The organism is Agrobacterium vacciniicorymbosi, from assembly GCF_040427045.1.
Classification (GTDB): domain Bacteria; phylum Pseudomonadota; class Alphaproteobacteria; order Rhizobiales; family Rhizobiaceae; genus Agrobacterium.
Window position 1 is genome coordinate 108,526 of the sequence record NZ_JBETMF010000004.1, and the last position, 24,559, is coordinate 133,084.

Consider the following 24,559-nt stretch of genomic DNA (forward strand, 5'->3'; position numbering starts at 1 on the left):
CAGAAAGAATATTTGCAATGTCGCACTTTTACAACTGTAAAGTTGTTATTAGCGGAAGCCGAAAAAAGACAGAATTGCCAGAACGATAACGACTAGGCCGACGATGTAAATGATCTGATTCATGAATATTCTCCACGTTTTTATATCGAACAGAACCGATAGCCGGTTCCCAGACGTTCGATGCTGAACAAAAGGCACTCACCGTAACGTGAGTGCCTGCGTGAAGTTCCATGAATATGAGAATTTCATTGTGCACGAGCAGATTGCGCTCGTGCCATCTGCTTGGTCGGCTCGGCTTGAAGCGGGCCGCAAATACTGTCATTCGCCCCGCAGCTTGAACTGAACGACATCGATGGTGCCAGCCCGGAAACCGGCTGCGCAATAATGCAGATAATACTGCCACATGCGGCGGAAACGCTCATCGAAGCCCAAGGGTTCGATGCGATGCCAGTTGGCGAGGAAAGCGCGGTCCCACAGCATCAGGGTACGATCGTAATCCTTGCCGAAGCGCAACGTATCGGGAACCGCAAAGCCTTCGGTTGCGGCAGCGTCACGAAAGGCGGTGACCGATGGCAGCATTCCGCCGGGGAAAATGTAGGTCTGGATGAAGTCAGCATTGCGACGATAGTCATCGAAGCGGCTCTCATCGATGGTGATGACCTGCACCATGGCTTCGCCACCCTTGGCCAGAAGCTCGCGCAGACGGCGGAAATAGGTCGGCCAGTTTTCCTCGCCCACAGCCTCGAACATTTCGATGGAGACGATTTTCGAATATTTGCCCTGACAATCGCGATAATCCTCAAGCCGGATGTCGGCTCGGTCTGCAAGCCCTGCGGTGGCAAGGCGGGCTCTCGCAAAGTCGGCCTGTTCACGGGAGAGGGTCAGCCCGGTCACACGGCATCCGGTTTTGGCGATGGCATATTCGGCAAAGCCGCCCCAGCCGCAACCAACCTCCAGCACATGGTCTTCGGGGCCGATCTGCAATTGCTCGACAATGCGGTCATATTTGGCATTCTGCGCCTCGGCCAGACTTTGTCCCGGTTTTTCGAACAGCGCTGAGGAATAGGTCATCGTCTCGTCCAGCCATGCCGAATAGAAACGGTTGCCGAGATCATAGTGAAACGCGATGTTGCGACGGCTTCCCGATTTGGAATTGCGACGCAACCGGTGACGCAAAAAGGCAAAAGCAGAGACGAGGCGGGACGGTTCGGAAACGGAAAGCCAGTTCTTCTCGTTGGCAATGGCCACTTCCAAGAGGGTCGCGATATCAGGCGTATCCCAATCACCATCCATGTAGGATTGCGCAAAGCCGAGGCTGCCACCCATCAGCAGGCGGCGTACCACGCGGCCTCGGTTCAGCGAGACCACACCGTGAGGGCCTGGCTCCTGCCCATTGACCACAAATTCGTATCCGCCCGGAAACAGCACGGTCAGGCGTCCATGCGTCATGTTCGTCAGGCGTCGGCAGAGCATCCTCTGCCAAAGCGGGGCATGTTCCATCAGAAAGGGAATGGTTTCTTGCTCAGCGTGGCTCATGTTTCATTCCTCCCATTGGTGCGCCCGGCACGGTCACGTCGCTGACGATGACCGAACTGGCGATGCGATTGCTCGCGGTCTCATGTCGATAAATCGGATTGCCCTTTGCCCAGAGCAGCAGTGCTTCCCAGTGAATTGCGCCCATGATCTTCACCGTCATCAGCGGATAGGTGATCAGCGCTTTCAGGAGTGCATTGCCGCTCAGTGTACGGCGTTTGCCGGCAAAGGAAGCGAACAGCAATTCGCCCTGGCTATCACGCTCGTTGATAGCCACCAGAACCTTTTCGTCCGGCGGCTGAATGCGAAAATCATAGGTGCATTCCATTGGTACGAAGGGCGAGACATACATTTCCTTGGCGCAGGAATGCTGCACCGCGCCGGTCTGACCGACCACGGCCGGAATGATATAGGTGTGCCGCTCGTGGAACGTATTGCAGACCTCATAGAGTATGGCGACGAGGCGATTATCGTCTTCCGCGTCATGGCAGAAATAGACGGTCAGCGGATTGAAGACATAACCGAAGATGCGCGGGTAACACAGCACATCGACCCGCAAACCAGCATCCGAAACGTTAATGCCCGCATCGGCCAGATGGCGTGCGACCCAGCGCTTCAGCCCGCCTTTTTCACCTACGCCATGGTCGCTATCATGAAAGCTGAGAGCGGCGCGGCGGTTATAGCCGAACAGGCGCAAGCCCTTGTCCAGAAGCGGCAGCTCATCCAGATCCAGCAGCAGCGAAAACACGCGGTAGCGCATTTTGTGAGCATGCGGGCGGTGGCGCGCATGCACGACATGTCCGGCATAGATGGCGGAGCGGAAGGTCATGGTGCCAGCGCCTTTTCCGGGGAAAGGAAGATACGCCCGGACTCGTTTTCCACGTTCCATGGCCGCTTCACGCCGCCCACGGCTTCCGCGACGGCCATACCCGATTGCAGACCATCCTCGTGGAAACCGCTGCCGAAGTGCGCGCCGCAGAACCATGTGTTCCGGCGTCCTTGCAGGCTCCACAACAACTTCTGCGCTTCCAGTGCCTTGGTGTCGAAAAGCGGGTGGGTGTAGTCGAAGGTACGGATTATTTTCGTGGGATTGACCGGACGCGATGGATTGAGCGTCACGAACAGCGGCGTCGCCTCATCGATGTTCTGAAGACGGTTCATCCAGTAGGTGACGCACAGCTGCTCGGCGCCGGTGGAATTGGGCTCGCTCAAATAATTCCAGCTGGACCAGACATTGCGGCGCTTCGGCATCAAGGTCTCGTCGGAATGCAGAACGGCGGTGTTACGCGTATAATCGAAAGCGCCTAGCACAGAGCGTTCGTTCGCGTCCGCATCGGCCAACAGCGACAGGGCTTGATCGGCATGGGTCGCGATCACCACATCGTCGAAAACGGACAGATGGCCGGACCGGTCCAGCACCTTCACGCCGTCGTCACTGCGTCTTATGCCCGCAATCTTGCTATCCAGAACCACCGTACCTTTGAACTGCGACATGATGCGCGAAACATATTCGCGGCTTCCGCCCTTGACTGTCCGCCACTGCGGACGGCCCGAAAGCTGCACGAGACCGTGATTGACGAAGAAGCGAATGAAGGCATGCAGCGGATAGGCGCGCATGCCAGCGGCAGTGGTGGACCAGATCGCGGCGCCCATGGGCAGCAAATGGTCATCGATAAACGTCAGAGAATAACCATTGCTATCAAGATATTCCCCAAGGCTCACGCCTTGCAGGGACGTGTCTTCCAACAGGGCCGGGGCCTGCTTATAGAAGCGCATCACATCGCGCACCATGTGCCAGAAGCGAGGGCGCAGCAGATTGGACCTCTGCCCGAAAAGTCCGTTTATGCTCGTGCCGGAATATTCAAGCCGACCACCTCGCAGGGACGCTGCGAAGGACATATCGGAGGCTTCGGTTTGGACACCCAGATGGTCGAACAGCGCGACGAGGTTTGGATAATTGCGTTCGTTGTAAACGATAAAGCCGGTATCGACGGCAATATCGGCCTTGCCGGGTCGGTCGACAGTCACCGTATTGGCATGTCCGCCCAGCCGGCTATCGGCTTCGAACAGCGTCACATCGGCGGATTTGTCCAGCAGCCAGGCCGCAGAAAGGCCAGACACGCCGGAGCCGATCACGGCAATCTTGCGTCGGACGGGTCGGTTGCTGTTGGCTGTGGTGAAGTCCATCATATCAGGTTCCGCATTCGATCTGTCACACAATACGCATGAGGTCGGCGAATGGATTGCTGGCAGTGCATTTTTTTGTTGGCGGTGATCCGGTCGCCGGCGTCTGGCGTAATCGGATTCATGACAATAAACGTTTCCATAGACGGCCTTGCGTGCCAATATATTCCGCGTCACCGGACCAATCCGGTCGCAGGCAAGCTGTATGGAAGCGGAGTGAAGCCGATCCGCATGAATGATACCGTCAGGAACACAATCGAGAGCGAATGCCCAGGTCTTATCAAGGCCGTGGCTGCCGAGCGCAGCGTCGAGGCCTTCGAAGTGCTGTTTCGTTATTACGGCCCGCGTGTGCGGATTTATATGTTACGGCAGGTGCGCGATGCGCAGGCCGCTGAGGAACTGATGCAGGAAACCATGATGACGGTCTGGAACAAGGCCGCACTTTTCGATCCGTCGCGGGGCAATGTCTCCGCCTGGATTTTCAGAATTGCCCGAAATTTGAGAATCGATGCGCACCGCAAGGACAAGCGGCCGGAATTCGATATCAACGACCCCGCCTTTGTGCAGGACGATGCTCCCGCTGCCGATACGCAGATGGAAGAGGTGCAGGATGCGGAACGCCTGCACCGCGCATTGGCGCAGTTGCCGCAGGAACAGCTGGATCTGTTGAAGCGCTCCTTTTTCGATGAAGTTTCCCACAGCGCCATCGCCGAGCAATTGGGCTTGCCGATTGGCACCGTCAAATCGCGCATCCGGCTGGCCTTCGCCAAGCTGCGCGCGGCTCTGGATTCACGCACATGAGTGTACGGCACCACGTCAGTGATGAATTACTGCTGGATTACGCATCCGGAAGCCTCGGCGAAAGCTGGAGCCTTGCCGTATCGACCCATCTGGCTCTATGTCCCGAAAGCCGTCAGCGGCTGGAAGCGCTGGAAATGACCGGCGGCGCGCTGCTCAGCGATATCGCGCCCGCAGATGAGGTGTCCGATGACCAGTGGCAGAAGATACGCAAGCTGCTGAAAGCGGACGCAACGCCTGAATTGGCGAAGTCGGCAGTCCAGACGAATGACAATGCCGTGCTACCGGAGCCCCTGCGCTCCTATGCGGGCGGTGATGTCGATGCGCTGAAATGGAAACAACTCGGCCCCGGCGCCTATCACTTCCCCATCCGCACCCGTGATGGCGAGGCGAATGTCCGGCTGCTGCGCATTCCGGCAGGAAAGCCCGTGCCGGAACATACCCATGGCGGACGGGAACTGACCGTCGTTCTATCAGGCTATTTCCACGATGGTGCGGATGTCTTCCGTCGGGGTGATTTCGAAGAAGCCGACGAGGATTTGACGCACCAGCCGATTGCGGGTGAGGGCGAAGACTGCATCTGCCTTGCCGTCACCGACGCGCCGCTGAAATTCAAGAGCTGGCTGGTTCGGCTGGTACAGCCGGTTCTCGGCATTTAAGGAGAATGGACGATGGATTATCTAGTCGCCTACATCGGCACAGCCATCGTCTTTTTTGGTCTGGATTTCATCTGGCTGTCTAAGGCATCCAGCTTTTATAAGCGCGAGATCGGCCCGCTTCTGCTGGCGAAACCCAATTTCGCCGCTGCCGGTATCTTCTATCTTTTCTACATTGCCGGCATCGTCTATTTCGCGGTCGTCCCGGCTATGAACGGCGGTGGATGGAGCAAGGCGCTCATCTCTGGTGCGGTGCTCGGCGGTTTTGCCTACGGCACCTATGACATGACCAATCTGTCCACTTTGAGGGGCTGGTCGTGGCGCATCTGTGTGGCTGATATTCTCTGGGGAACCTTCCTGACAGGCCTCGCTGCCGTGGGCGGGTTCTGGCTGGTTCAGGCCATCGCGTAATCGGCTTCCACTATCTTCCGCCATCTATCGTAATAGCCTGAGAGGCCATGCAACGTCTGTACGGCGTGATAGGATTGTCGCGGAGCATGACGGATGGCCAGCAGTGCCGCACCCAGGGCCGTGCCCGATGGGCTGTTGCTATCGGTTACCAGCACATCCGATCCTGAAATCGCAGCCAGCGCCTGCGTGTAAATGCCATTGCTGCCAAACGGGCCTTCCACGATGGTCGTCTTGGCACTGCCAACCAGTCCGAGACATGCCGCCGTCATCATCGCCGCATAGAGGCTCGCCGCAACATAGCGTTCCGCGTCACTACGTGGTTCGTTCAACCACTGGCCTTTGCGACCGGGGTACGGACCCGACCCCTCCACGGCATTTGGCAGATAGAGAATCTCATCAACCAGCACAGCGTCTAGCACCGCCCCAAGCTCAGCCTCGCTTGGCGGTTTTACACCCGCCGTCAGCATATCGAATTCCCGCCCACCCATGAAGCGGGAAGAGGGAACCGGCTTTCCGAAAGCATCGACGTTGACCAGCGTATCGCGCGCCGGGTCCAGCTTCTCCAGCGATGCGCCGACACCGAAGCAGATGACCCATGTCCCCGTGGAAACCACCGAGAACGGACGCTCGCGCACCATCAGATGCGGCAGCAGCGACGCGTTGGAATCATGCAGCCCGCGATAGACCGGCATGCCGTTTTCAATGCCGATTTTCACTGCGATATCAGGCAAAACCGTTCCAAGCGTATCGAAAGCAGACCGCACTGGCGCAAGCAGATTGGCGATGCCGAGCGTCTGCGGCAGGCTCGAAAACGTTGACTTGCCCGGTTGCCAGAGATCGGTGTGGCAGCCCAGCGATGTCGCCTCATTGGATTTTACGCCGGTCAATCGATAGGCCCAATATTGCGGGTAGGTCAGAATGTCAGTGACATTACCGAAGGCGTCGGGAAAGGTGGTCTTCTGGTAATGCAGTTGCGCCCCGACATTTAGCCCCATGGGCAGAGCGGGCGAAAAAGTCTCTTCGAAGCTTGGGCGCAGAGCGGCGTAGGCTGTTTGAATGTCGTCGGGATAGCTGTGTTCGTAATCCAGAACCGGCAGGGCCAGATCGCCCTTGCTATTCAACAGAGCGGCACTCGCTCCATGGGTGGTGATGGAAATGGCCTGGTATCCCGGCTCCTTTCGAAACGCCGCCAGCCCCTCGATAATGAAACTCCACAGCGTCTCGATATCGTAGTGCGAATAGGGCGGCGCGCTCAGCACCCTGTTGGCGATCTTGCGAGAGGCGATTTCCTCGCCACTCTCGCCATCGACCACGATCAGCTTCGCATGGGTCTTGCCGATATCGATGACGGCAATGTGGCGGATCGGCTCGCTCATGGCAGGTGAAACAGCGTCACGAGGTCGGTCGCGACAGGGGAGTTATCCTGATGGCTGTCCATGATGTCGGCCATATGCGCCCACCAGCGTTTCATTACCGGATGGTCAGGCAGGGCGGCCATGCCGTGGTTCTTCGGGCGGGTCAGAACGCCGAAGAGAATATTGGTTTCAGGGTCGAGATGGATCGAATAATCGCGCACGCCCGCCTCGTGCAGCAGGGTTACCAGTTCCGGCCATATCTCATCATGGCGCTTCCGGTATTCGGCTTCCATGCCCGGAAAGAGCTTCATCTTGAAGGCGTGTTTTTCGAGTTCTGTCATGGTCTACCTCATGGCCCGCAGGCGGCGCACGACGATGGGAATGGCAATGGTGATGATCAAAAGCAGCCCGACGAAAATCGACATGACGATGCCGGGCACGTTCAAAAGGCCAAGCCCGAAGGTCACGAGGCCCATAACGAAAGCCGCAATCACCACGCCGCCGATGGTGCCGGAACCGCCGAGAATGGACACGCCGCCCAAAACCACCATGGTCACCACTTCCAGCTCCCACCCTTGAGCGATGGAGGGGCGGGTGGAGCCTAGGCGCGAGGTGAGGCAGACGGCGGCGATGCCGCTCATCAGGCCGGTCAGCAGGAATAGGATGAACTTCACCCGCTCCACCGGAATGCCGGAAAAGCGCGCGGCAAAGGGGTTGGTGCCGATAACGAAGACTTGCCGCCCGAAATTCGTCGCATGGAGTAAAATGGCGAAGATGACGGCCATGACCACGAACAGCACGAATTCAAACGAGATGACCCAGAACACATAGCCCTGTCCGAAATAGGCAAAGCTTTCAGGATACTTACCAAAGGCCTGATCGCCCAACACCAGATAGGAAATGCCGCGAAACAGGCTCATGGTGCCTATGGTGACGACGATGGAGGGCAGTTTCAGCCCCGCCACCAGAAAGCCGTTGAAGGCACCACAGACAAGACCGGTGCCGATGCCGATGGCCACCAGCCCGGGCGTGCCGACCCCCATCTGCACCGCATACCCCATGGCGGTGGAGGCCAGCGCGATGATGGCCGCGACCGACAGATCGATTTCACCGGCAATGATCAGCAGCGCCATAGCGAATGCGATCAGGGCCTTTTCGGTAAAGTTGAAGGTGGCGTCGGAGAGGTTGTAGGCATCGAGAAAATAGGGCGATGCGAAGGAATTGATGATGAAGATCAGGATCGCGACGCCTAACAGTAGCACTTCCCAACTCGCCATGATGCGTTTGAACGGCGTGCCGAGCTTGTCTGGAATGACGCGCGGCGTCGAAGTTTCGGGTGCAGTCACACTCATGCCGATGCCTCCTTGGAGATTTCGGTCTTGGACCTGTCACGTAGAATGATGCGGCCCTTCTTGGCTTCGGCACGCGCGTTGAAGACCACGGCCAGCACAATGACGACGCCCGAGATCGCCATTTGTGCGAAGGGCGAAATGCCGATGACCGGCAGCGCGTTCTTGATGACGCCGAGAAACAACGCACCCAGCAAAGCGCCCGCCACCGAGCCGATGCCGCCAGCAATCGAGATGCCGCCGATCACATTGGCCGCGACGCTGTCCAGCTCGAAGCCCGAGGCGATGTCGACATAGGCCACGGCATAGCGCGACACCCAAAGGTAACTCGCCAGTCCCGCCAGAGCACCCGACAGCACGAAGGCCAGAAAGCGCGTGCGTCCGACATCGATGCCCGCGTAGACAGCAGCGCCCGGATTGCCGCCGGACGCATAGGCAGAACGTCCGAAGGAGGTGCGCGTCAACACCAGCCATGCACCCGCACCGATCAGGATCGCGACCCAGGAGAGGATGGGCACTCCCATGACCGGCGTGCGTGGAACGTTGAGAAAGGTTGGCGACATCTGGTGCGCATTGACCCACGCGCCACCGGAGAGAACAAAGGCCATGCCGCGATAAATCGTCAGCGTTCCCAAGGTTACCACGATGGAGGGCAGGCCGAGCCACCAGACGAGAATGCCGTTGATCGAGCCCAGAAACGCGCCGATGACAACCGCCATGGCTATGAGGAAGGGCAGGGGAATGCCTGGAAAGGCCGCATTGGTCATGGCCACCGCCATGCCGGTGAAGGCGAGATTGGCAGCGACCGAGAGATCGATGGATTTCGTCAGGATTACGCCCATCTGGCCGAGCGCCAGAATGATCAGGATCGAGGTGTCATTGAAGATATTGACGAGATTGGCCGGACGCTCGAAGCCGGGGGAGCGCAGCGAAAAGCCTGCGATCAACAGGATGATGATGCCTGCCAGCAGCCATTCGCGATTTTTGAGCAGTCTTTTCATGGTGTGGCTCCTCTCACGCATTGCCCGTGGCGGCGCGCACCAGCTTCTCGGCTGAAAAATCGGCTCGTTCGAACATGCCCGCCATCAGCCCCTCGCGCATCACGATAGCGCGGTCGGACATGCCGAGAATTTCCGGCAGTTCGGATGAAATCATGATGATCGACAGTCCCTCGGCAGCAAGCTCGCTGATGAAGCCGTGCACGGCAGCTTTGGAGCCGATATCGATGCCCTTGGTCGGCTCATCCAGAATGATGACCTTGGGCTGTGTCGCCAGCCATTTGCCGATGACCACCTTCTGCTGGTTGCCGCCCGAGAGCGTGCCGACGGGCACGGAAAGTGCTACCGCACGCAAATCCAGCCGCGAGGCATATTTGCGCGCCAGCGCAAATTCATTGGCCGCCGCGAGAAAACCCTTGCGCGATGTGCGAGCAAGGGACGGCAGCGACATGTTCTGATAGATCGGCAAATCCAGCGCCAGCCCATGCCGTCCGCGCTCTTCCGGCACATAAACGATACCAGCCCGGATCGCATCTTCCGGTGAACGGATGGCAAGCGCCTCACCGTTTAGCGTGAGTGTGCCGGAGGCGGGGCGGGTGATGCCGAAGAGCGACTGGCACAGTTCCGAGCGCCCCGCGCCGATCAACCCGTAAAGGCCCAGAATTTCGCCCTTGCGCAGATCGAATGAAATATCGCGAAACTCGGTATCGTGGCAGTAGCGCTGCACCGAAAGCGTGGTCGCACCGATATTGACGGCCTGTTTGGGAAACGCATCCTTCACATCGCGCCCCACCATCAGCCGCACGATCTCGTCCTGCGGAGTCTGCGCCAGCTCGCCAGAACCGACCATCTTGCCATCGCGGAAAACCGCGTAGCTTTCGGCGATTTCATAGACCTCATCGAATTTGTGGCTGATGAACAGGATGGCCTTTCCCTGCCGCTTCAGGTTTTCCACGATGCGGAAGAGATCATCGATTTCCTTGCGCGAAAGCGCCGCCGTTGGCTCGTCCATGATGACGATGCGGGCCTCGACGGACAGTGCGCGCGCAATCGCCACCAGATGCCGCTGCGCAATCGACAGGTCTTTCAGACGTATCGTCGGATCGATCTTGCTCTCCAGCCGCTCTAGCAGCGCGCGTGATCGCTCGTTGATGGTCTTCCAGTCGATCAGCCCGAAACGGGCCTTCGGCGCATGGCCGAGGAATATGTTTTCACCCACCGATAGCTCATCGAACAGCACGGTTTCCTGATGAATGGCGGTGACGCCCGCATCGATGGCATCCTGCGCGCTATGAAATGTGACGGGCTGCCCATCCAGCAGGATTTCGCCTTCATTGGGGCGGTAGATGCCGGTCAGGATTTTGACGAGGGTGGACTTGCCCGCACCGTTTTCACCGATCAGCGCCGTGACCTTGCCTGGGTAAAGCGCAATATTGACGCCATCCAGCGCTTTGACGCCGGGGAATATCTGGCTGATGCCGCGCATTTCGAGAATGGGCGCAGAACGTCCCATTTTCGGTGCGTTAGGCGCTGTCGCGTCGGTCATTTTTTCTAGAGCCATTGTCATTACGTGAACCCAAGACGCTCATGGTTGAGCAAAAAGCGCACCATACCCTCGACGTCATCCTCGGGCTTGTCCCGAGGATCTAACGAACCCCAACATTGAACGTGGGCAGATCCTCGGGACAAGCCCGAGGATGACGTCGAGGATGTGGTTTAAGTAGGAGGTTCCCGGCGACCGTCTCCAAGAGACCAGCCGCCGAGCTTCCCATCACATCAGAAAATCTTCGAGAACTGATCGATATTCTTCGCGTCGTAGATAAACGGATCAGCCATCGCGGCCTCACTGTTCTCACCAACCTTGATTTTGCCCATGCGTCCGGCTTCGATCTCGCTGCCCGGCTTGCCATCCGCATCACCCTTCACAAGGTGATAGGCGATCTGGGTGGCCGAATAGCCGAGGTCGATGGGATTCCAGATGGCGAATTCCTTGGTGGCCCCGGACTTGATGGCCCCCGCCATTTCGGAGGGAAGACCGAGGCCCGTCACGAAGACCTGGCCGATCTTGCCCGCATCCTTCACCGCCTGCGATGCCGCCAGTACGCCGACCGTGGTTGGTGCGACAATGACCTTCACATTCGGCTGTGATGTGAGCAGGCCCTGTGCTTCGCGGTAGCTCTTGTCGGCCAGATCGTCACCGTAGACGGTGGTTACTAGGTTGAGGCCGGGGAAATCCTTCAGCTGCTTCTTCATCTCATCGATCCAGATGTTCTGGTTCGTGGAGGTGGTGGTGGCAGAGAGGATGGCGAAATCACCCTTGCCGCCATCTAGATGGGCTGCTGCCAGCTGCAGGCACATCTTGCCGATCAGCGCGTTGGAAGAAGGGTTGAGCTGCAGAATACGGCCTGCCGGTGCAACACCGCTGTCCCAGGAAATAACCTTGATGCCGCGCTGTGCCGCCTTCTTCAGGGCTGGCACCACCGCATCGGGGTCGTTAGCGGAAATGGCAATGGCATCGACGCCCTGCGCGATCAGCGAGTTGATGACTTCGATCTGGCCTTCGGCTGTCGTCGTCGTTGGGCCGGTATAGATGATCTCGACGCCGCCGAGGTCCTTGGCAGCTTCCTGTGCGCCCTTGTTGGCCGCTTCAAAGAAGCCGTTGCCGAGTGATTTCACGACAAGCGCGATCTTGATGTCTTTGGCCTGCGCCATGCCGCCAAATCCGGCAACGCCGATGGCAACGCTGAGCGCCAGTGCCTGGCTGAGTTTTCTGCGTGTCAGTTTCATGTTGGTTCTCCTCCCGATTAAACCCTATTCCCGCGGCGGTGCTCCTCAAGCAACCGAAGCGGAATCCTCCTCGTCCGGCGGTCGCGGCACTTGCGCACCCGCAACTGCCCCCGCCACGATCAACGTCACGCCCGCCGCCTCAACCATCCGTGCTGCTTCGTCGGAAATGCCCTCATCGGTGATGATGGTGGAGACATTTTCCAGCGGGCAGAGAATGAGGCTTGAGCGTTTACGGAACTTGGAGCTATCGATCATCACGATCAGCTCTTCCGCCTGCCGCATCAATTTCTGTTCGCTCTGAATGACGAGCGCATCCGATTCCATGATGCCGAGCGCGCCGACACCCTGCGCGCCGATGAAGATGCGCCGCGCATAAAAATTGCGGATCGCGTCATTTTCGAAGGGCGACAATATCAAGCTCTGGTCGCGATAGATCGCGCCGCCGGGCACACTGACATTGCATTTGGAATGCTTGACCAGATGTTCGGCAATGGCGAAGGAGTTGGTCATGACCTGCAAACGGCGGGCCGAGAGGTAATGCACCATCTGGAAGGTCGTGGTGCCACCATTGATGATGATGGCGTCGCCTTCTTCGCAGAGATCGACCGCCTTGCGTGCAATTGCGCGTTTCTTATCGATATTGACCGATTCCGAGACGCGAAACGGTCTCGCCGCCAAATTTCCGAGCTGTGGCGGATGCACCGCTTCGGCCCCGCCACGCACGCGCCGCAGCTTTCCCTGCACATGCAAAGAGGCGATATCCCTGCGGATCGTCGCTTCGGAAGCGTCCGTCAACTCGGCAATATCCTGCACCGTCACCACAGGCTTTTCCTGAATGGCGCTTAGGATAATGCGATGTCGTTCGCTTTCGTGCATGGGGTCCTCCTGAACATCAGTTATTCGTAAAGTTTTTGCGTTGTCAATCAAGTTCAATCAAAATAAACGATGCTGCATCGCACAATGAAAATATATGATCGTTTATGATTGACATTGCGCTTTTGATTGCGCGATATCTCCCGTCAATGGGAGGCGGGCTGGTTCGATACGTCCGCGAATAACCGATATGGGAGGATATTGCGATGGGACAGACCCGTCTTCTCGACAACCGCTGGGACGAGACTTACGCCGCGACACTCGATGAGCCCGGCAAGCTGCTCTATCGCTCCAACCTGTTGGGCGCAGACAAGCGCATCACCAATTACGGTGGCGGCAACACCTCCGCCAAGGTGCTGGAAACCGACCCGCTGACGGGTGAAAAAGTCCGCGTCATGTGGGTCAAGGGTTCCGGCGGCGATGTCGGCACCATCAAGCTGGATGGCTTTGCCACGCTCTATCTCGACAAGCTGGAAGCGCTGAAGGGCATCTACAAGGGTGTGGAAGACGAAGACCGCATGGTCGGGTTTCTGCCTCACTGCACCTACAATCTCAACCCGCGCGCCGCCTCCATAGACACGCCTTTGCACGGCTTTGTGCCGTTTGATCATGTCGATCACATGCACCCGGATGCAATCATCGCCATTGCGGCCTCGAAAAACTCCAAAGAGCTGACGCAGCAGATTTTCGGCGATGACATCGGCTGGCTGCCCTGGCGCCGTCCCGGCTTCCAGCTGGGTCTCGACCTCGAAGCCTTCGTCAAGGCCAACCCCCATGCCAAGGGCGTGGTGCTGGAAAGCCATGGCTTGTTCACCTGGGATAATGATGCCAAGAAATGCTATGAGCTGACGCTTGAGATCATCAACAAGGCGATCGAATGGTTTGCCGGGGAAACCGAGGGCAAGACGATCTTTGGGGGTGCGGTGGCCAAGAGCCTGTCACCGGAACAGCGTCGCGACATCGCCGCCCGCCTGATGCCGGAAATTCGGGGCCGTATAGGTCGCGAGGAGCGCAAGCTCGGCCATTTCGATGATCAGGATGCTGTCTTGGAATTCGTCAATTCCAGGGATTTGAAGCCTCTGGGCGCGCTCGGCACATCCTGCCCGGACCACTTCCTGCGCACCAAAATCCGCCCGCTGATCCTCGATCTCGATACGGCAAAGCCGGATGTGGACGCGCTTCTGGCGGGTCTCGATCAGGCGCTGGAGGATTACCGCGCCGATTACGTCAGATATTACGAAAGCTGCAAGCACGACAATTCGCCTGGGATGCGTGATCCGAACCCGGTGATCTTCCTCATCCCCGGCGTCGGTCTGCTCTCCTTCGCCAAGGACAAGGCGACCGCCCGTATTGCCGGTGAGTTCTACGTCAACGCCATCAATGTCATGCGTGGCGCGTCCACCGTCTCGGAATATCAGGGCCTGCCGGAGCAGGAAGCCTTCGACATCGAATATTGGCTGCTGGAAGAGGCAAAGCTTCAGCGCATGCCAAAGCCAAAGAGCCTAGCTGGCCGCGTGGCCTTCATTACCGGAGGCGCTGGCGGCATTGGCCGTGCTACGGCGGAGCGCTTGGCCAATGAAGGTGCCTGCGTCGTGCTGGCGGATATCGATGAAGGCGCTTTGGAAGCCACCAAGGGCGATTTCGAGAAGCGTTTCAGCACCGATGCGGTGCGCAGCGTGAAGCTGGATGTGACGAAAGAAGACGCGGTTCTCGCCGCCTTCACGCAGGCCAGCGTCGAATTCGGCGGCGTCGATATTCTGGTGTCCAATGCGGGCATCGCGTCCTCGGCTCCGGTCGAGGAGACGACGCTTGCCATGTGGAACAAGAATATCGACATTCTCGCCACCGGTTATTTCCTCGTCTCGCGGGAAGCCTTCCGCCTGTTCCGTCGCCAGAACCTCGGCGGCAACATTGTCTTCGTCGCCTCCAAGAATGGCCTTGCCTCGTCGCCCAATGCATCGGCCTATTGCACGGCTAAGGCTGCGGAAATCCATCTGGCCCGCTGCTTGGCGTTGGAAGGGGCCGATGCCGGTATCCGCGTCAACACGGTTAATCCGGATGCGGTTCTGCGTGGCTCTAAAATCTGGAATGGGGAGTGGCGCGAACAACGAGCGGCATCTTCCAAGATCGAAGTCACCGATCTGGAAGAACATTATCGCAAGCGCTCGATGCTGAAACTGAATGTTTTCCCCGAAGACATTGCCGAAGCGATTTACTTTCTCGCTTCGGATGCCTCGGCAAAATCCACCGGCAATATCATCAATGTGGATGCCGGCAACGCCCAGAGTTTCACCCGCTAGTGGCGGGTGAAATGTTTCTTATCGGCGCAGGATAACCCAGATGGCGTGAATGATGCCGGGGATATAGCCGCACAGCGTCAGGAGAATGTTGAGCCAGAACTGCAAGCCGAGGCCGACCTGAAGGAAGACGCCGACAGGCGGCAGGAAAATGGCAAGTAGAATGCGAATAACGTCCACGATTGAATATCCCGTCTGTTTGTTTCCAAGCACATAACGTGGGGAGCGCGGAATTGGTTCAATCGCGGGAGGCGAGGAACGGGAGGACAGCATGACCGAACTGAAAATAGCGACAGATATCGTTGATCGCGAGAATGAAAAGCGCGCAAACGCCCATCAGGCGGATTATGAGGCGCTAGGTGCCAATCTCGCGCGCCGCAACATCGATATCGAGGCGATCACCGCGCAGGTGTCGAAATTCTTCGTCGCCGTTCCCTCCTGGGGCGTCGGCACCGGCGGTACGCGCTTTGCCCGCTTTCCCGGCAAGGGAGAACCGCGCGGTATTTTCGACAAGCTGGACGATTGCGCCGTCATCAACCAGTTGACGGCGGCTACGCCCAATGTCTCGCTGCATATTCCCTGGGACAAACAGGACCCGAAGACGCTGAAAGCCCACGCCGATGCACTTGGCCTCGGCTTCGATGCGATGAACTCGAATACGTTTTCGGACGCCGAGGGACAGCAACATTCCTACAAATACGGCTCGCTGAGCCACGCAGACGCAGCAACGCGCCAACAGGCTGTCGATCACAACATCGAATGTATCGAAATCGGTAATGCTCTAGGCTCAAAGGCGCTGACGGTATGGGTGGGAGATGGCTCCAACTTCCCCGGCCAGAGCAATTTCACCAAGAGCTTTGAGCGTTATCTCTCAGGCATGGCGGAGATTTATAAGGCGCTGCCGGAGGACTGGCGCATCTTTTCCGAACACAAGATGTATGAGCCCGCCTTCTATTCGACCGTGGTGCAGGATTGGGGCACGAACTACCTCATCGCCAACACGCTGGGTGAAAAGGCCTTCTGCCTCGTAGATCTCGGCCATCATGCCCCCAACACCAATATCGAAATGATCGTCGCCCGCCTCATCCAGTTCGGCAAACTCGGCGGCTTCCATTTCAACGACAGCAAATATGGCGATGACGATCTGGATGCCGGTTCCATCGATCCTTACCGCCTGTTCCTCGTCTTCAACGAGCTGGTGGATGCCGACCACCGCGGCGTCAAAGGTTTCCACCCGGCCCATATGATCGACCAGTCGCACAATGTGACCGACCCCATCGAAAGCCTCATCTCCAGCGCCAACGAAATCCGCCGCGCCTATGCGCAGGCGCTTTTGGTGGATCGCGCGGCTCTGGATGGCTTCCAGCAAGAAAACGATGCATTGATGGCATCCGACACGCTGAAGCGCGCCTACCGCACCGATGTCGAACCCATTCTCGCCGAAGCGCGCAGACGATCAAATGCGTCAATCGACCCCATCGCCACCTACCGTGCCAGCGGCTACCGCGCGAAGGTCGCAGCCGAACGCCCGGAATCCAAAAGCGGCAGCGGCGGCATCATTTGATGCCATTCGGATGCGCCGCAAACCTTAACAAACGAAGGCACGCAAAGGCGTGCCTTCACGCTTTCATAACCAAATATGTCCGCCGTTAAAGAAATGTGTTTTTCGCCCCATCATCTTCACATTCACGCTTATGTTAGCGAGGCATGAAGAAGCCAATAGACAGATCAGGCCTGATATTCGTCGCGCTGCTATGCGTGCTCGTGGGCATCGTAGTCAGCATCGCTTTCCTAAACGGCGACAGGCAGCTTTCCCCGCAAAGTCAGGACGGTACGTTGATACCGAGGACCACGGTTCAGCCGCAGCAGTAGTGCTTGCAGCTTTTTGTTATGCGTATTTCCGTTCGGAGAGGTGGTACGGCTCCACAAGGCAATCGGCTGGAATGCCCCATTCTTTATGCAGCTTATAGATCATATCCACGGTAAGAGCGCGTTTCCTGTTCAGGACTTCTGAGGCCCGCGAGCGTGAACCGAAAAGTGCGGCAAGATCACCCTGCGTCCGCCCTGTTATCTCCATATGTGTTTTGATCAACTCCACAGGCTCAGGCGCATCGATGTGGTAATGCTTTTCCTCAAAGGCTTCGATGAGGGTAGCAAGCACATCGAACCTGTCGGCGTCAGGCGTTCCAAGATCAGGTGGATTGTCGAAATAAGGGCTGATCTCTGCAATGGCCCATGCAAGATCATCATCATTTTTGATGGCACGAATATTGTCCATTACACTGTCTCCGGGTCGATCTGGTCATAATCCTTGTGGGTGCCGATAAACTTGATCAAAACGCGTTTGTAAGCATATGCGACATGGACAATCAGGCGATATTTATTGCCCGAAATATCGAAGATGACGCGGTTATCCGAAACAAAATCCACCGTCGCACCAAACGCAGTTTTTACGTCCGAAGGACCGTTCCACTCTGCCTTGCTGACAATAGCATACCACGTCTTCAACGGCGTTTCGGCTTGCGCATGACGCTCCCAAAACAGCTTCAATGTAGACTTGGCGATGATCTGCATAGGGACGGCTATAGCATATTCCCAAATCGGGAACAATACTTAATTCCCAAATCGGGAACTTGGGTGAAATCACTTTATCCGCATGTAAGCGGGCAAGCATATGGATGCAAAAGCGATGATTAAGTGAAGCGCGGTGGATAAAATGGTGCCGCTTGCAGGACTCGAACCTGCGACCCCATCATTACGAATGATGTGCTCTACCACCTGAGCTAAAGCGGCTTGCCGGGCGCCGAATATGTGTCGGCGCGGCGTATGGCGGGCTGATACAGGCATTGGGGATGGATTTCAAGTCTTGAATGCCGGTTCGATAAAAAATCCGGCATCTCATCCCCACACGCTGTATCAAGCCAGAATGCGGGCCTTGGCTGTTGCATATTCTGAGGCGAGGCGGTCAACGAGGGCGGAGACGGGCTCTACGGCCTTGACCGCACCCACGCCTTGGCCAGCCCCCCAGATGTCCTTCCAGGCTTTTGCGCCGCTCGTTGCTGCGCCGAAATCCATTTTCGAAGGATCGGCCACGGGCAGGTTGTCGGGGTCCATGCCTGCCGCGATAATCGAGGCTTTCATGTAGTTGCCGTGAATGCCGGTGAAGTAATTGGAATAGACGATGTCGCCAGCCTGCGCTTCCACGATGGCCTGCTTGTAGGCGTCAGACGCTCTTGCCTCCTTGGTGGCGATGAAGGGGGAACCGATATAGGCCATATCTGCGCCCATGGCCTGCGCGCCAAGGATCGCGCCGCCATTGGCGATGGCGCCTGCCAGCAGCAGCGGACCATCGAACCATTCGCGGATTTCCTGCACCAGCGCGAAGGGAGAAAGCGTGCCCGCATGGCCGCCCGCACCCGTCGCCACCGCGATCAGCCCGTCGGCACCCTTGCGGATGGCGGAATTGGCGTGGCGGTTGTTGATGATATCATGCAGCACGATACCGCCATAAGAATGGATCGCGGCATTGACTTCCGGTACGGCGCCCAGCGACGAGATGACGATAGGCACCTTGTATTTTACGCACAGGCCAAGGTCATGCTCCAGCCGCTTGTTGGAGGTATGGACGATCTGGTTTACCGCAAAGGGCGCTGCCGGTTTTTCAGGGTTGGCGGCATTATAATTGGCCAAGTCCTCGGTCATCATCGCCAGCCACTCGTCCAGCTGGCTTTCCGGGCGGGCATTGAGCGCCGGAAACGCGCCGACGACACCCGCCTTGCATTGTGCCAGCGTCAATTCTGGATGGGAAATGATGAAGAGCGGTGAGGCAACCACCGGCAGTCGAAGATTGTCCTTGAGTACGGACGGCAGCATGTTTCCTCCCATGAATGACGTTTACGCGCACGTAAGATGTAGCGAAGCCGGAAACGGATGAAAAGCAAAAAAGCAACGAGTGCTGTTGTGGGGCAGCGGCCTGCCGCTGCGCTTCATTATGTAAGGCGTTGAAATCTCGATGGAGCGGGTGCGCTCATAAGGGGAGGCCGCACGAGAAGACCATTCGATGAGCCGATCCTGCCACATCGACGTTTTCCCCAAGCCATTCCAATATTTAACGGCTGTCTCTCTTGCGGTTGGGCATACGAGAGGTTACCGAATCGTAAACGAGCATCGCGCAACGTCGCCGGAATGCCGTTGCGTGCCTTCGGGTGCATAAATGATGCTCTGAATGACGTATCTGCGCATCGCGCTTTCCGAAAATAGACGTAATTTTCGGGCCAATGCGCTGAGCCTGTCGGATGGCAAAGAAAAGGACCGGTAGTGAGCGGACTGGAAACGGCAATCAGAAATGCCCTTGAGAAATCGGACAGATCGAGCGCCGAGGTTCGGGCACGCATCTACCAGTCTTCCCGGCAGGCGCTGGAAGCGGGTTTGCGCAAGCAGAGCATAGACGACCCCACTGTCGTGGCGCAGCAGCGCCAGCGACTGGAAGTGCTGATCCACGCCATAGAGAGCGAAGAGCGAAACCGCCTGTTGAGCGTGGTGGAAGATCACGTTCGGCGTGAGGCGGCGAGAACTCCCGCACCACCGCCGCCGCCGCAAGTCCGGCCATCGGTTGCGTCGCCCGCCCGTCCAATGGACGATGAGGATGATGTTTTGCCTGTCGAGGCAGAGGTCCGTGGCGACGTACCGGATGCAAGGCCAGCCGCCGCTGACATGGGTGATTTTCGTGCCGAGCGCGGCGTGGTCGCGCCGGATGCTCGGTCTGTGCCCGCCGATGCGGCGTCTCTTGCCTTTACGCCGCAGCGTGCCGCCAAGGCGCGGCGCAAGAAGGGCCTCGTCGCTCGCCTGTTTATCTATTTCACTCTGCTGGCCTTTATCGGCTTCGGCGCATGGTGGGTCTACACTTCCGGCATTCTGCTGAGCCCAGCAGACCGTGACACCAGCGTCCCCAACCCGCCGCCGGAAGTGCAATCTGAAGATTTCACCGGCACCGAGGCGGCACCCCAGCCGAGCGTCGAGGCTGGTCGCGGCTTTTCTGAAGACTGGCAGGAAGTTTTCAATGCCGAGCGCGGCAATAACGGCATCCAGCCCGGATCGCTTGCCGCGGTCGAGCCCATCTCCACAGCTGCCGGGAAAGCCGTGCGCCTCACATCGCGTGTGGCGGAAGCGGATGGTAACGTCAGCATCACTGTTCCAGCAGACGTGTTGCGGGAAATGGCGGGCAAATCCTCGACCATTTCCGTTACCCTGCAATCCTCCAGCGACCGGCAGACGCAGCTTTCCATCAGCTGTGATTTCGGCAGCCTCGGGGATTGCGCCCGTCACCGTTTCACCGCAACCCCGGAGCGTGCGGATATGCTGATCAATGTCAATTTCGACCGGACGCTCGCGCCCAACGCACCTGGGCGCATCATCATCAACAGTGATATCGATGGCAATGGACGCCCGGTCAATCTCTACTCGGCGCGGATTTTGCCGGGGGAGTGATGCTCCGCTAAAGCCTTTCCCTCATTGCTGTGACAAGCACAGGAATGAGGGATCAGGTTGGCCTATTTCAAGAAATCTGGCCCGAACCCCAGAATCTTGTCATCGATCTCGCCGATGACCTTTTTGTCCTTGCCGTCATAGTCCAGCGATTTCAAAATGTGTTTGATGAGGTTGATGCGTGCGCGGCGTTTGTCGTTGGCGCGCACCACGGTCCAGGGGGCGTCGTCAATGTGGGTCTTTTCCAGCATTTGGTCGCGCATGGCGGTGTAATCATCCCACTTGGTCAGCGCGGCAATGTCCATGTCGGAAAGCTTCCACGCTTTCAGCGGGCTGTGCCGCCGGTCATGGAACCGATCGATCTGGGTTTCGCGACCCGTATCCAGCCAGAATTTGAACAGATACGTGCCCTCATGCACCACCATTTTCTCCAGCCGCGGCGTTTCTTTCAGGAAACGCTTGTGTTCTTCGGGCGTACAGAAGCCCATTACCGGCTCCACGCCTGCACGGTTATACCAGGAGCGGTCGAACATGACGAATTCGCCAGCCGTTGGAAAATGAGAGATGTAACGCTGGAAATACCATTGCCCGCGTTCGGTTTCCGTCGGCTTGGACAGGGCGACGACACGGGCGGAGCGGGGGTTGAGATATTCCTTGATGACCGAGATGGCGCCACCTTTTCCGGCAGCATCGCGGCCCTCGAAAACGGACAGGACGCGTTTGCCGGAGGCCTGAAGCCAGTATTGCACCTTCACCAGTTCGATCTGTAGCGCTTCCAGCGTCTCGTCATACTCTTCGCGGTTCATCTTCTTGTCATAAGGAAAGCCACCGGCGGAAAGCTTGTGGTCTTCCACCCAGTCCGGCAAAACCGGATCATCGATGTTGAAGATGCGGGTTTTTCCGTCGATCTTGAGTTCGACCGAACGGTCCTTGGCGTTTTCGCTCATCATGGCTCCCTGGGTACTGCCGTTTGAGTTCGGCGTTGGTGCAATCAGCGCATATCCACCACGGAATATCAAGAAGACCCGCCTGTGCGGCTTTTTGGCAACCGTAAAAGATCAAGCTGTGGGAAAAGACATAGTGATGAATCTCTGTCATGAAAGAGCGATAAAAGGGACGATACGCTGATTTTCGGCGTAAGAGCCCGTCTGGATATGCGGCGGGCAGATCCGTCCGATATTTCAGGCGGACTCGCAGAGGAAAGCAGATGGCAATGGCAGTCACGGAAAGCGGCAGCACGTTTGGGCGGTACTGGCACGGGCTTCGCCGTAGCTGGCTGCCTATTCTGGTCGTCACCCTGCTGGCCATCGTCACGCTGACGGAACTGCGCACGCCCTATGTGCCGCTGGCGCTGTGGCTGGGCGCGGTGCTGGCCATTCTCGCCATCAGTTCCGGTGCCACGGTCAAGCCGCCCAAGCGGGTGGCCGTGCCTGAGATCGATGAGGAGCAGGCCGTCAGCGAAAGCCTGATTTCCGGCGTGCGCTCCGGGCTTGCCGTTCTCGATACGCCGGTTTTTATTCTGGATCGCAATGCCAGCGTTCTGTTTGAAAACAGCGCTGCTGAGCGGGCCTTTGGCGCGCTGCCGGTCGGTTCGCATATTTCCGGCCGTCTGCGCTCGCCCGGCCTGCTGGATGTGATCAGGGAAACCATCGCCACCGGCCAGCCTAATCAGGTCGAACATTCCGAGCGTCTGCCGTCCGAGCGCGTTTTCATCGTCCGCATCGCACCGGCGGCAGCGCAGGAACAGGCGGGGCCACCACTTTATATCCTGTCCTTCCGCGATGTGTCCGAACTGCGCCGCATAGATCGCATGCGCAGCGATTTCGTCGCCAATGCCAGCCACGAGCTGCGCACGCCTCTGGCCTCGCTACGCGGTTTCATCGAAACCATGCAAGGTCCGGCGCGTGATGATCCCAAGGCGCGGGAGCGGTTTCTGGGCATCATGCTGGATCAGGCAACCCGCATGAGCCGCCTCGTGGACGACCTGATGTCGCTGTCGCGGCTGGAGTTGCGCGCCAATATCGCGCCGGACCAGAAAGTCGATCTCGTGCCGCTTCTTGGCCATGTCAGGGACTCGCTGCTGCCGCTGGCCGAAGAACTCGACATTGCCATCAACCTTCACGTTCCCGAGGGAAAGGTGGAGGTGACGGGCGACCGTGACGAGCTTGTGCAGGTGTTCCAGAACCTCGTCGAAAACGCCTGCAAATATGGCCAGGATGGCAAGGTGGTGGATGTTTTTCTGCGCACGGATGCGGGGAAACCCGTCGAAGTCGGCGTCGTGGACAAGGGGCCGGGCATTCCGGCAGAGCATGTTCCGCGCCTCACGGAGCGCTTTTATCGGGTCAGTGTGGCGGACAGTCGCTCCAAGAAAGGCACTGGTCTCGGGCTTGCCATCGTCAAACATATTCTGACGAGACACCGCGCCCGCCTGATTATCCGCTCGGAGCTGGATGTCGGAACGGACTTTACCGTGCGTTTTTGACATACAAGTCTCGCTATGCGTGCCGACGAAATAAATAATTATTTAAAATCAGATATTTGAGTTGTCACAAATACTTCATTGAAGTGACATAAAAGGGTGGGGCAAGACTGGTTAAGAAGAGGCCGCCGGGGCAGCCCAGTTTTGGGCAAGCGGGTAAAAGCGACTGCCGGCAGCGTTCACAAAAGCCCACCATGGGCCCCATACGGGAGAGTAAAATGAATATCGTTAAATTGTCCGCAGCAGCCCTGGTGGCTTCCGTTGCCTTTGCAGGCGCCGCCGCTGCTCGCGACCAGATCCAGGTTGCCGGTTCCTCGACGGTTCTGCCATACGCAAAGATCGTTGCTGAAACTTTTGCTGAAACCTTCCCTGACTTCAAGGCTCCAGTTGTTGAGTCCGGCGGCACGGGCGGTGGTCTGAAGGCATTCTGCTCCGGCGTTGGTGAAGGCACCATCGACATTGCAAACGCTTCGCGTCCAATCAAGGCTGACGAACTTGCAGCGTGCAAGTCCGCTGGCGTTACCGACGTTCAGGAAGTCAAGATCGGCTACGACGGCATCGTTTTCGCCATGGACAAGTCCAACAAGGACGTCAAGCTTGAGCCTAAGGACCTGTACCTTGGTCTGGCTGCTGAAATCGTCAAGGATGGCAAGCTCGTTGCCAACCCTTACAAGAAGTGGTCCGAAATCAACAAGGAACTGCCTGATGTAGCAATCGCTGCCTACATTCCTGGTTCCAAGCACGGCACGCGCGAAGTCTTCGAAGAGAAGATCATGGCTGACGGCTGCAAGGAAGCTAAGGCAACCGACGCCATCAAGGGTCTCGTTGCAGACGCCAAGCAGGCTGCTGCAAAGTGCATCGCAGTTCGTAAGGACGGCGCTGCTGTCGACATCGACGGCGACTACACTGAAACGCTTGCTCGTATCGATGCCAACAAGACCGGCCTCGGCGTATTCGGCCTCGCATTCTACGAAAACAACAAGGACAAGCTGAAGGTTGCAACCGTCAGCGGTGTTGTTCCAACAACTGAATCCGTCGCAAGCGGCAAGTACCCTGTTTCCCGCCCACTGTTCTTCTACGTCAAGAAGGCACATGTCGGCGTTATCCCGGGCCTCAAGGAATATGTCGAGTTCTTCACCTCTGACGAGATGATCGGCCCTGACTCCCCGCTGGCCAACTACGGCCTAGTTGCTGCTCCTGAAGCCGAGCGTAAGGAAATCCGCGCTCAGTTCGAAGCTGGCAAGATCATGTAATCATTCTGGAAGGCGCGGCGACATCGTCGCGCCTTCCGTCCATCTTTCTGTTGTTAAGGTGCTGTGTGGGTTGACAGTTCCTATTTATCGTATGACCAAGCG

Annotated in this window: 23 protein-coding genes and 1 tRNA gene; 8 read left to right on the forward strand and 16 right to left on the reverse strand. The window is 57.8% G+C overall.

Annotated elements, in window-relative coordinates:
• Nucleotides 1-318: 318 nt before the first annotated feature.
• The 3 genes from ABUK73_RS08170 to ABUK73_RS08180 are packed head-to-tail and all read right to left on the reverse strand — an operon-like array spanning nt 319 to nt 3,723.
• Complete coding sequence (locus ABUK73_RS08170; protein ID WP_353576850.1) at nt 319-1,536, reverse strand: cyclopropane-fatty-acyl-phospholipid synthase family protein; 1,218 nt, start codon at nt 1,534-1,536, stop codon at nt 319-321.
• Nucleotides 1,523-2,362 carry a DUF1365 domain-containing protein gene (locus tag ABUK73_RS08175; protein ID WP_353576851.1) on the reverse strand — a complete coding sequence of 280 codons (840 nt, stop codon included), beginning with the start codon at nt 2,360-2,362 and terminating at the stop codon, nt 1,523-1,525. The genes ABUK73_RS08170 and ABUK73_RS08175 overlap by 14 nt, the downstream gene beginning before the upstream one ends.
• Nucleotides 2,359-3,723 (reverse strand): NAD(P)/FAD-dependent oxidoreductase, encoded by a 1,365-nt coding sequence (locus ABUK73_RS08180; RefSeq protein ID WP_454892340.1) that lies wholly within the window; start codon nt 3,721-3,723, stop codon nt 2,359-2,361. Before ABUK73_RS08180 ends, ABUK73_RS08175 begins: the two co-directional genes overlap by 4 nt.
• Nucleotides 3,724-3,840: 117 nt before the next feature.
• On the opposite strand from ABUK73_RS08180, the gene ABUK73_RS08185 reads away from it, so the two are divergent.
• Genes ABUK73_RS08185 through ABUK73_RS08195 form a run of 3 tightly spaced genes read left to right on the forward strand, consistent with a single transcriptional unit; the run spans nt 3,841 to nt 5,582 of the window.
• The gene (locus ABUK73_RS08185) at nt 3,841-4,518 is read left to right on the forward strand and encodes a sigma-70 family RNA polymerase sigma factor (RefSeq protein WP_353576852.1); all 678 of its coding nucleotides are present in this window, start codon (nt 3,841-3,843) and stop codon (nt 4,516-4,518) included.
• Nucleotides 4,515-5,174, forward strand: coding sequence for a ChrR family anti-sigma-E factor (locus ABUK73_RS08190; protein ID WP_353576853.1), 660 nt, complete (start codon nt 4,515-4,517; stop codon nt 5,172-5,174). Before ABUK73_RS08185 ends, ABUK73_RS08190 begins: the two co-directional genes overlap by 4 nt.
• Before the next feature lie 12 nt (nt 5,175-5,186).
• Nucleotides 5,187-5,582 (forward strand): DUF2177 family protein, encoded by a 396-nt coding sequence (locus tag ABUK73_RS08195; RefSeq protein WP_353576854.1) that lies wholly within the window; start codon nt 5,187-5,189, stop codon nt 5,580-5,582.
• Here the strand turns inward: ABUK73_RS08195 and ABUK73_RS08200 are convergent.
• The 7 genes from ABUK73_RS08200 to ABUK73_RS08230 all read right to left on the reverse strand — a co-directional run bounded on the left by ABUK73_RS08200 (nt 5,567) and on the right by ABUK73_RS08230 (nt 12,947).
• Nucleotides 5,567-6,958, reverse strand: coding sequence for an FGGY-family carbohydrate kinase (locus ABUK73_RS08200; protein WP_353576855.1), 1,392 nt, complete (start codon nt 6,956-6,958; stop codon nt 5,567-5,569). The two genes, ABUK73_RS08195 and ABUK73_RS08200, sit on opposite strands and share 16 nt — an antisense overlap.
• Nucleotides 6,955-7,278, reverse strand: a complete 324-nt coding sequence (gene rhaM, locus ABUK73_RS08205; protein WP_353576856.1) for an L-rhamnose mutarotase — start codon at nt 7,276-7,278, stop codon at nt 6,955-6,957. The genes ABUK73_RS08200 and rhaM overlap by 4 nt, the downstream gene beginning before the upstream one ends.
• A 3-nt stretch (nt 7,279-7,281) precedes the next feature.
• Nucleotides 7,282-8,289 carry an ABC transporter permease gene (locus ABUK73_RS08210; RefSeq protein WP_353576857.1) on the reverse strand — a complete coding sequence of 336 codons (1,008 nt, stop codon included), beginning with the start codon at nt 8,287-8,289 and terminating at the stop codon, nt 7,282-7,284.
• Entirely contained in the window at nt 8,286-9,287 is a 1,002-nt protein-coding gene (locus ABUK73_RS08215) for an ABC transporter permease (RefSeq protein WP_353576858.1), read from the reverse strand. Before ABUK73_RS08215 ends, ABUK73_RS08210 begins: the two co-directional genes overlap by 4 nt.
• A 13-nt stretch (nt 9,288-9,300) precedes the next feature.
• Nucleotides 9,301-10,830 (reverse strand): sugar ABC transporter ATP-binding protein, encoded by a 1,530-nt coding sequence (locus ABUK73_RS08220; protein WP_353577012.1) that lies wholly within the window; start codon nt 10,828-10,830, stop codon nt 9,301-9,303.
• A gap of 230 nt (nt 10,831-11,060) precedes the next feature.
• A complete protein-coding gene (gene rhaS, locus ABUK73_RS08225) occupies nt 11,061-12,071 on the reverse strand; it encodes a rhamnose ABC transporter substrate-binding protein (protein WP_353576859.1) in 1,011 nt (336 codons plus the stop codon).
• 45 nt (nt 12,072-12,116) lie between these two features.
• Nucleotides 12,117-12,947, reverse strand: a complete 831-nt coding sequence (locus ABUK73_RS08230) for a DeoR/GlpR family DNA-binding transcription regulator (RefSeq protein ID WP_103585100.1) — start codon at nt 12,945-12,947, stop codon at nt 12,117-12,119.
• 203 nt (nt 12,948-13,150) lie between these two features.
• Between ABUK73_RS08230 and ABUK73_RS08235 the strand changes: the two genes are divergently transcribed.
• Nucleotides 13,151-15,244, forward strand: coding sequence for a bifunctional rhamnulose-1-phosphate aldolase/short-chain dehydrogenase (locus ABUK73_RS08235; protein ID WP_353576860.1), 2,094 nt, complete (start codon nt 13,151-13,153; stop codon nt 15,242-15,244).
• A gap of 18 nt (nt 15,245-15,262) precedes the next feature.
• Here the strand turns inward: ABUK73_RS08235 and ABUK73_RS08240 are convergent, their stop codons facing one another.
• On the reverse strand, nt 15,263-15,421 hold the full coding sequence (locus tag ABUK73_RS08240; protein ID WP_082453484.1) for a YqaE/Pmp3 family membrane protein: 159 nt from the start codon (nt 15,419-15,421) through the stop codon (nt 15,263-15,265).
• Between the two features lie 91 nt (nt 15,422-15,512).
• Here ABUK73_RS08240 and rhaI point away from each other — a divergent pair, with 91 nt between their 5' ends.
• The gene (rhaI, locus tag ABUK73_RS08245; RefSeq protein ID WP_353576861.1) at nt 15,513-16,805 is read left to right on the forward strand and encodes an L-rhamnose catabolism isomerase; all 1,293 of its coding nucleotides are present in this window, start codon (nt 15,513-15,515) and stop codon (nt 16,803-16,805) included.
• A gap of 324 nt (nt 16,806-17,129) precedes the next feature.
• On the opposite strand, the gene ABUK73_RS08250 is transcribed toward rhaI, so the two are convergent.
• From ABUK73_RS08250 to ABUK73_RS08265, 4 genes are all read right to left on the reverse strand, one after another.
• Entirely contained in the window at nt 17,130-17,519 is a 390-nt protein-coding gene (locus ABUK73_RS08250; protein WP_353576862.1) for a helix-turn-helix domain-containing protein, read from the reverse strand.
• Nucleotides 17,519-17,815 (reverse strand): type II toxin-antitoxin system HigB family toxin, encoded by a 297-nt coding sequence (locus tag ABUK73_RS08255; protein WP_113088783.1) that lies wholly within the window; start codon nt 17,813-17,815, stop codon nt 17,519-17,521. Before ABUK73_RS08255 ends, ABUK73_RS08250 begins: the two co-directional genes overlap by 1 nt.
• Before the next feature lie 143 nt (nt 17,816-17,958).
• Nucleotides 17,959-18,034, reverse strand: a tRNA-Thr gene (locus ABUK73_RS08260).
• Nucleotides 18,035-18,157: 123 nt separating this feature from the next.
• A complete protein-coding gene (locus ABUK73_RS08265) occupies nt 18,158-19,114 on the reverse strand; it encodes an NAD(P)H-dependent flavin oxidoreductase (protein ID WP_353576863.1) in 957 nt (318 codons plus the stop codon).
• Nucleotides 19,115-19,558: 444 nt separating this feature from the next.
• On the opposite strand from ABUK73_RS08265, the gene ABUK73_RS08270 reads away from it, so the two are divergent.
• Nucleotides 19,559-20,728 carry a hypothetical protein gene (locus tag ABUK73_RS08270; RefSeq protein WP_353576864.1) on the forward strand — a complete coding sequence of 390 codons (1,170 nt, stop codon included), beginning with the start codon at nt 19,559-19,561 and terminating at the stop codon, nt 20,726-20,728.
• Nucleotides 20,729-20,790: 62 nt separating this feature from the next.
• Here ABUK73_RS08270 and ppk2 read toward each other — a convergent pair whose 3' ends face one another.
• On the reverse strand, nt 20,791-21,672 hold the full coding sequence (ppk2, locus tag ABUK73_RS08275; protein WP_353576865.1) for a polyphosphate kinase 2: 882 nt from the start codon (nt 21,670-21,672) through the stop codon (nt 20,791-20,793).
• A gap of 329 nt (nt 21,673-22,001) precedes the next feature.
• Between ppk2 and phoR the strand changes: the two genes are divergently transcribed.
• Together phoR and ABUK73_RS08285 are read left to right on the forward strand one after the other, a co-directional pair.
• On the forward strand, nt 22,002-23,207 hold the full coding sequence (phoR, locus tag ABUK73_RS08280; RefSeq protein ID WP_454892346.1) for a phosphate regulon sensor histidine kinase PhoR: 1,206 nt from the start codon (nt 22,002-22,004) through the stop codon (nt 23,205-23,207).
• Nucleotides 23,208-23,422: 215 nt separating this feature from the next.
• Nucleotides 23,423-24,457, forward strand: coding sequence for a substrate-binding domain-containing protein (locus tag ABUK73_RS08285; protein WP_353576866.1), 1,035 nt, complete (start codon nt 23,423-23,425; stop codon nt 24,455-24,457).
• The last annotated feature ends 102 nt before the right edge of the window (nt 24,458-24,559 follow it).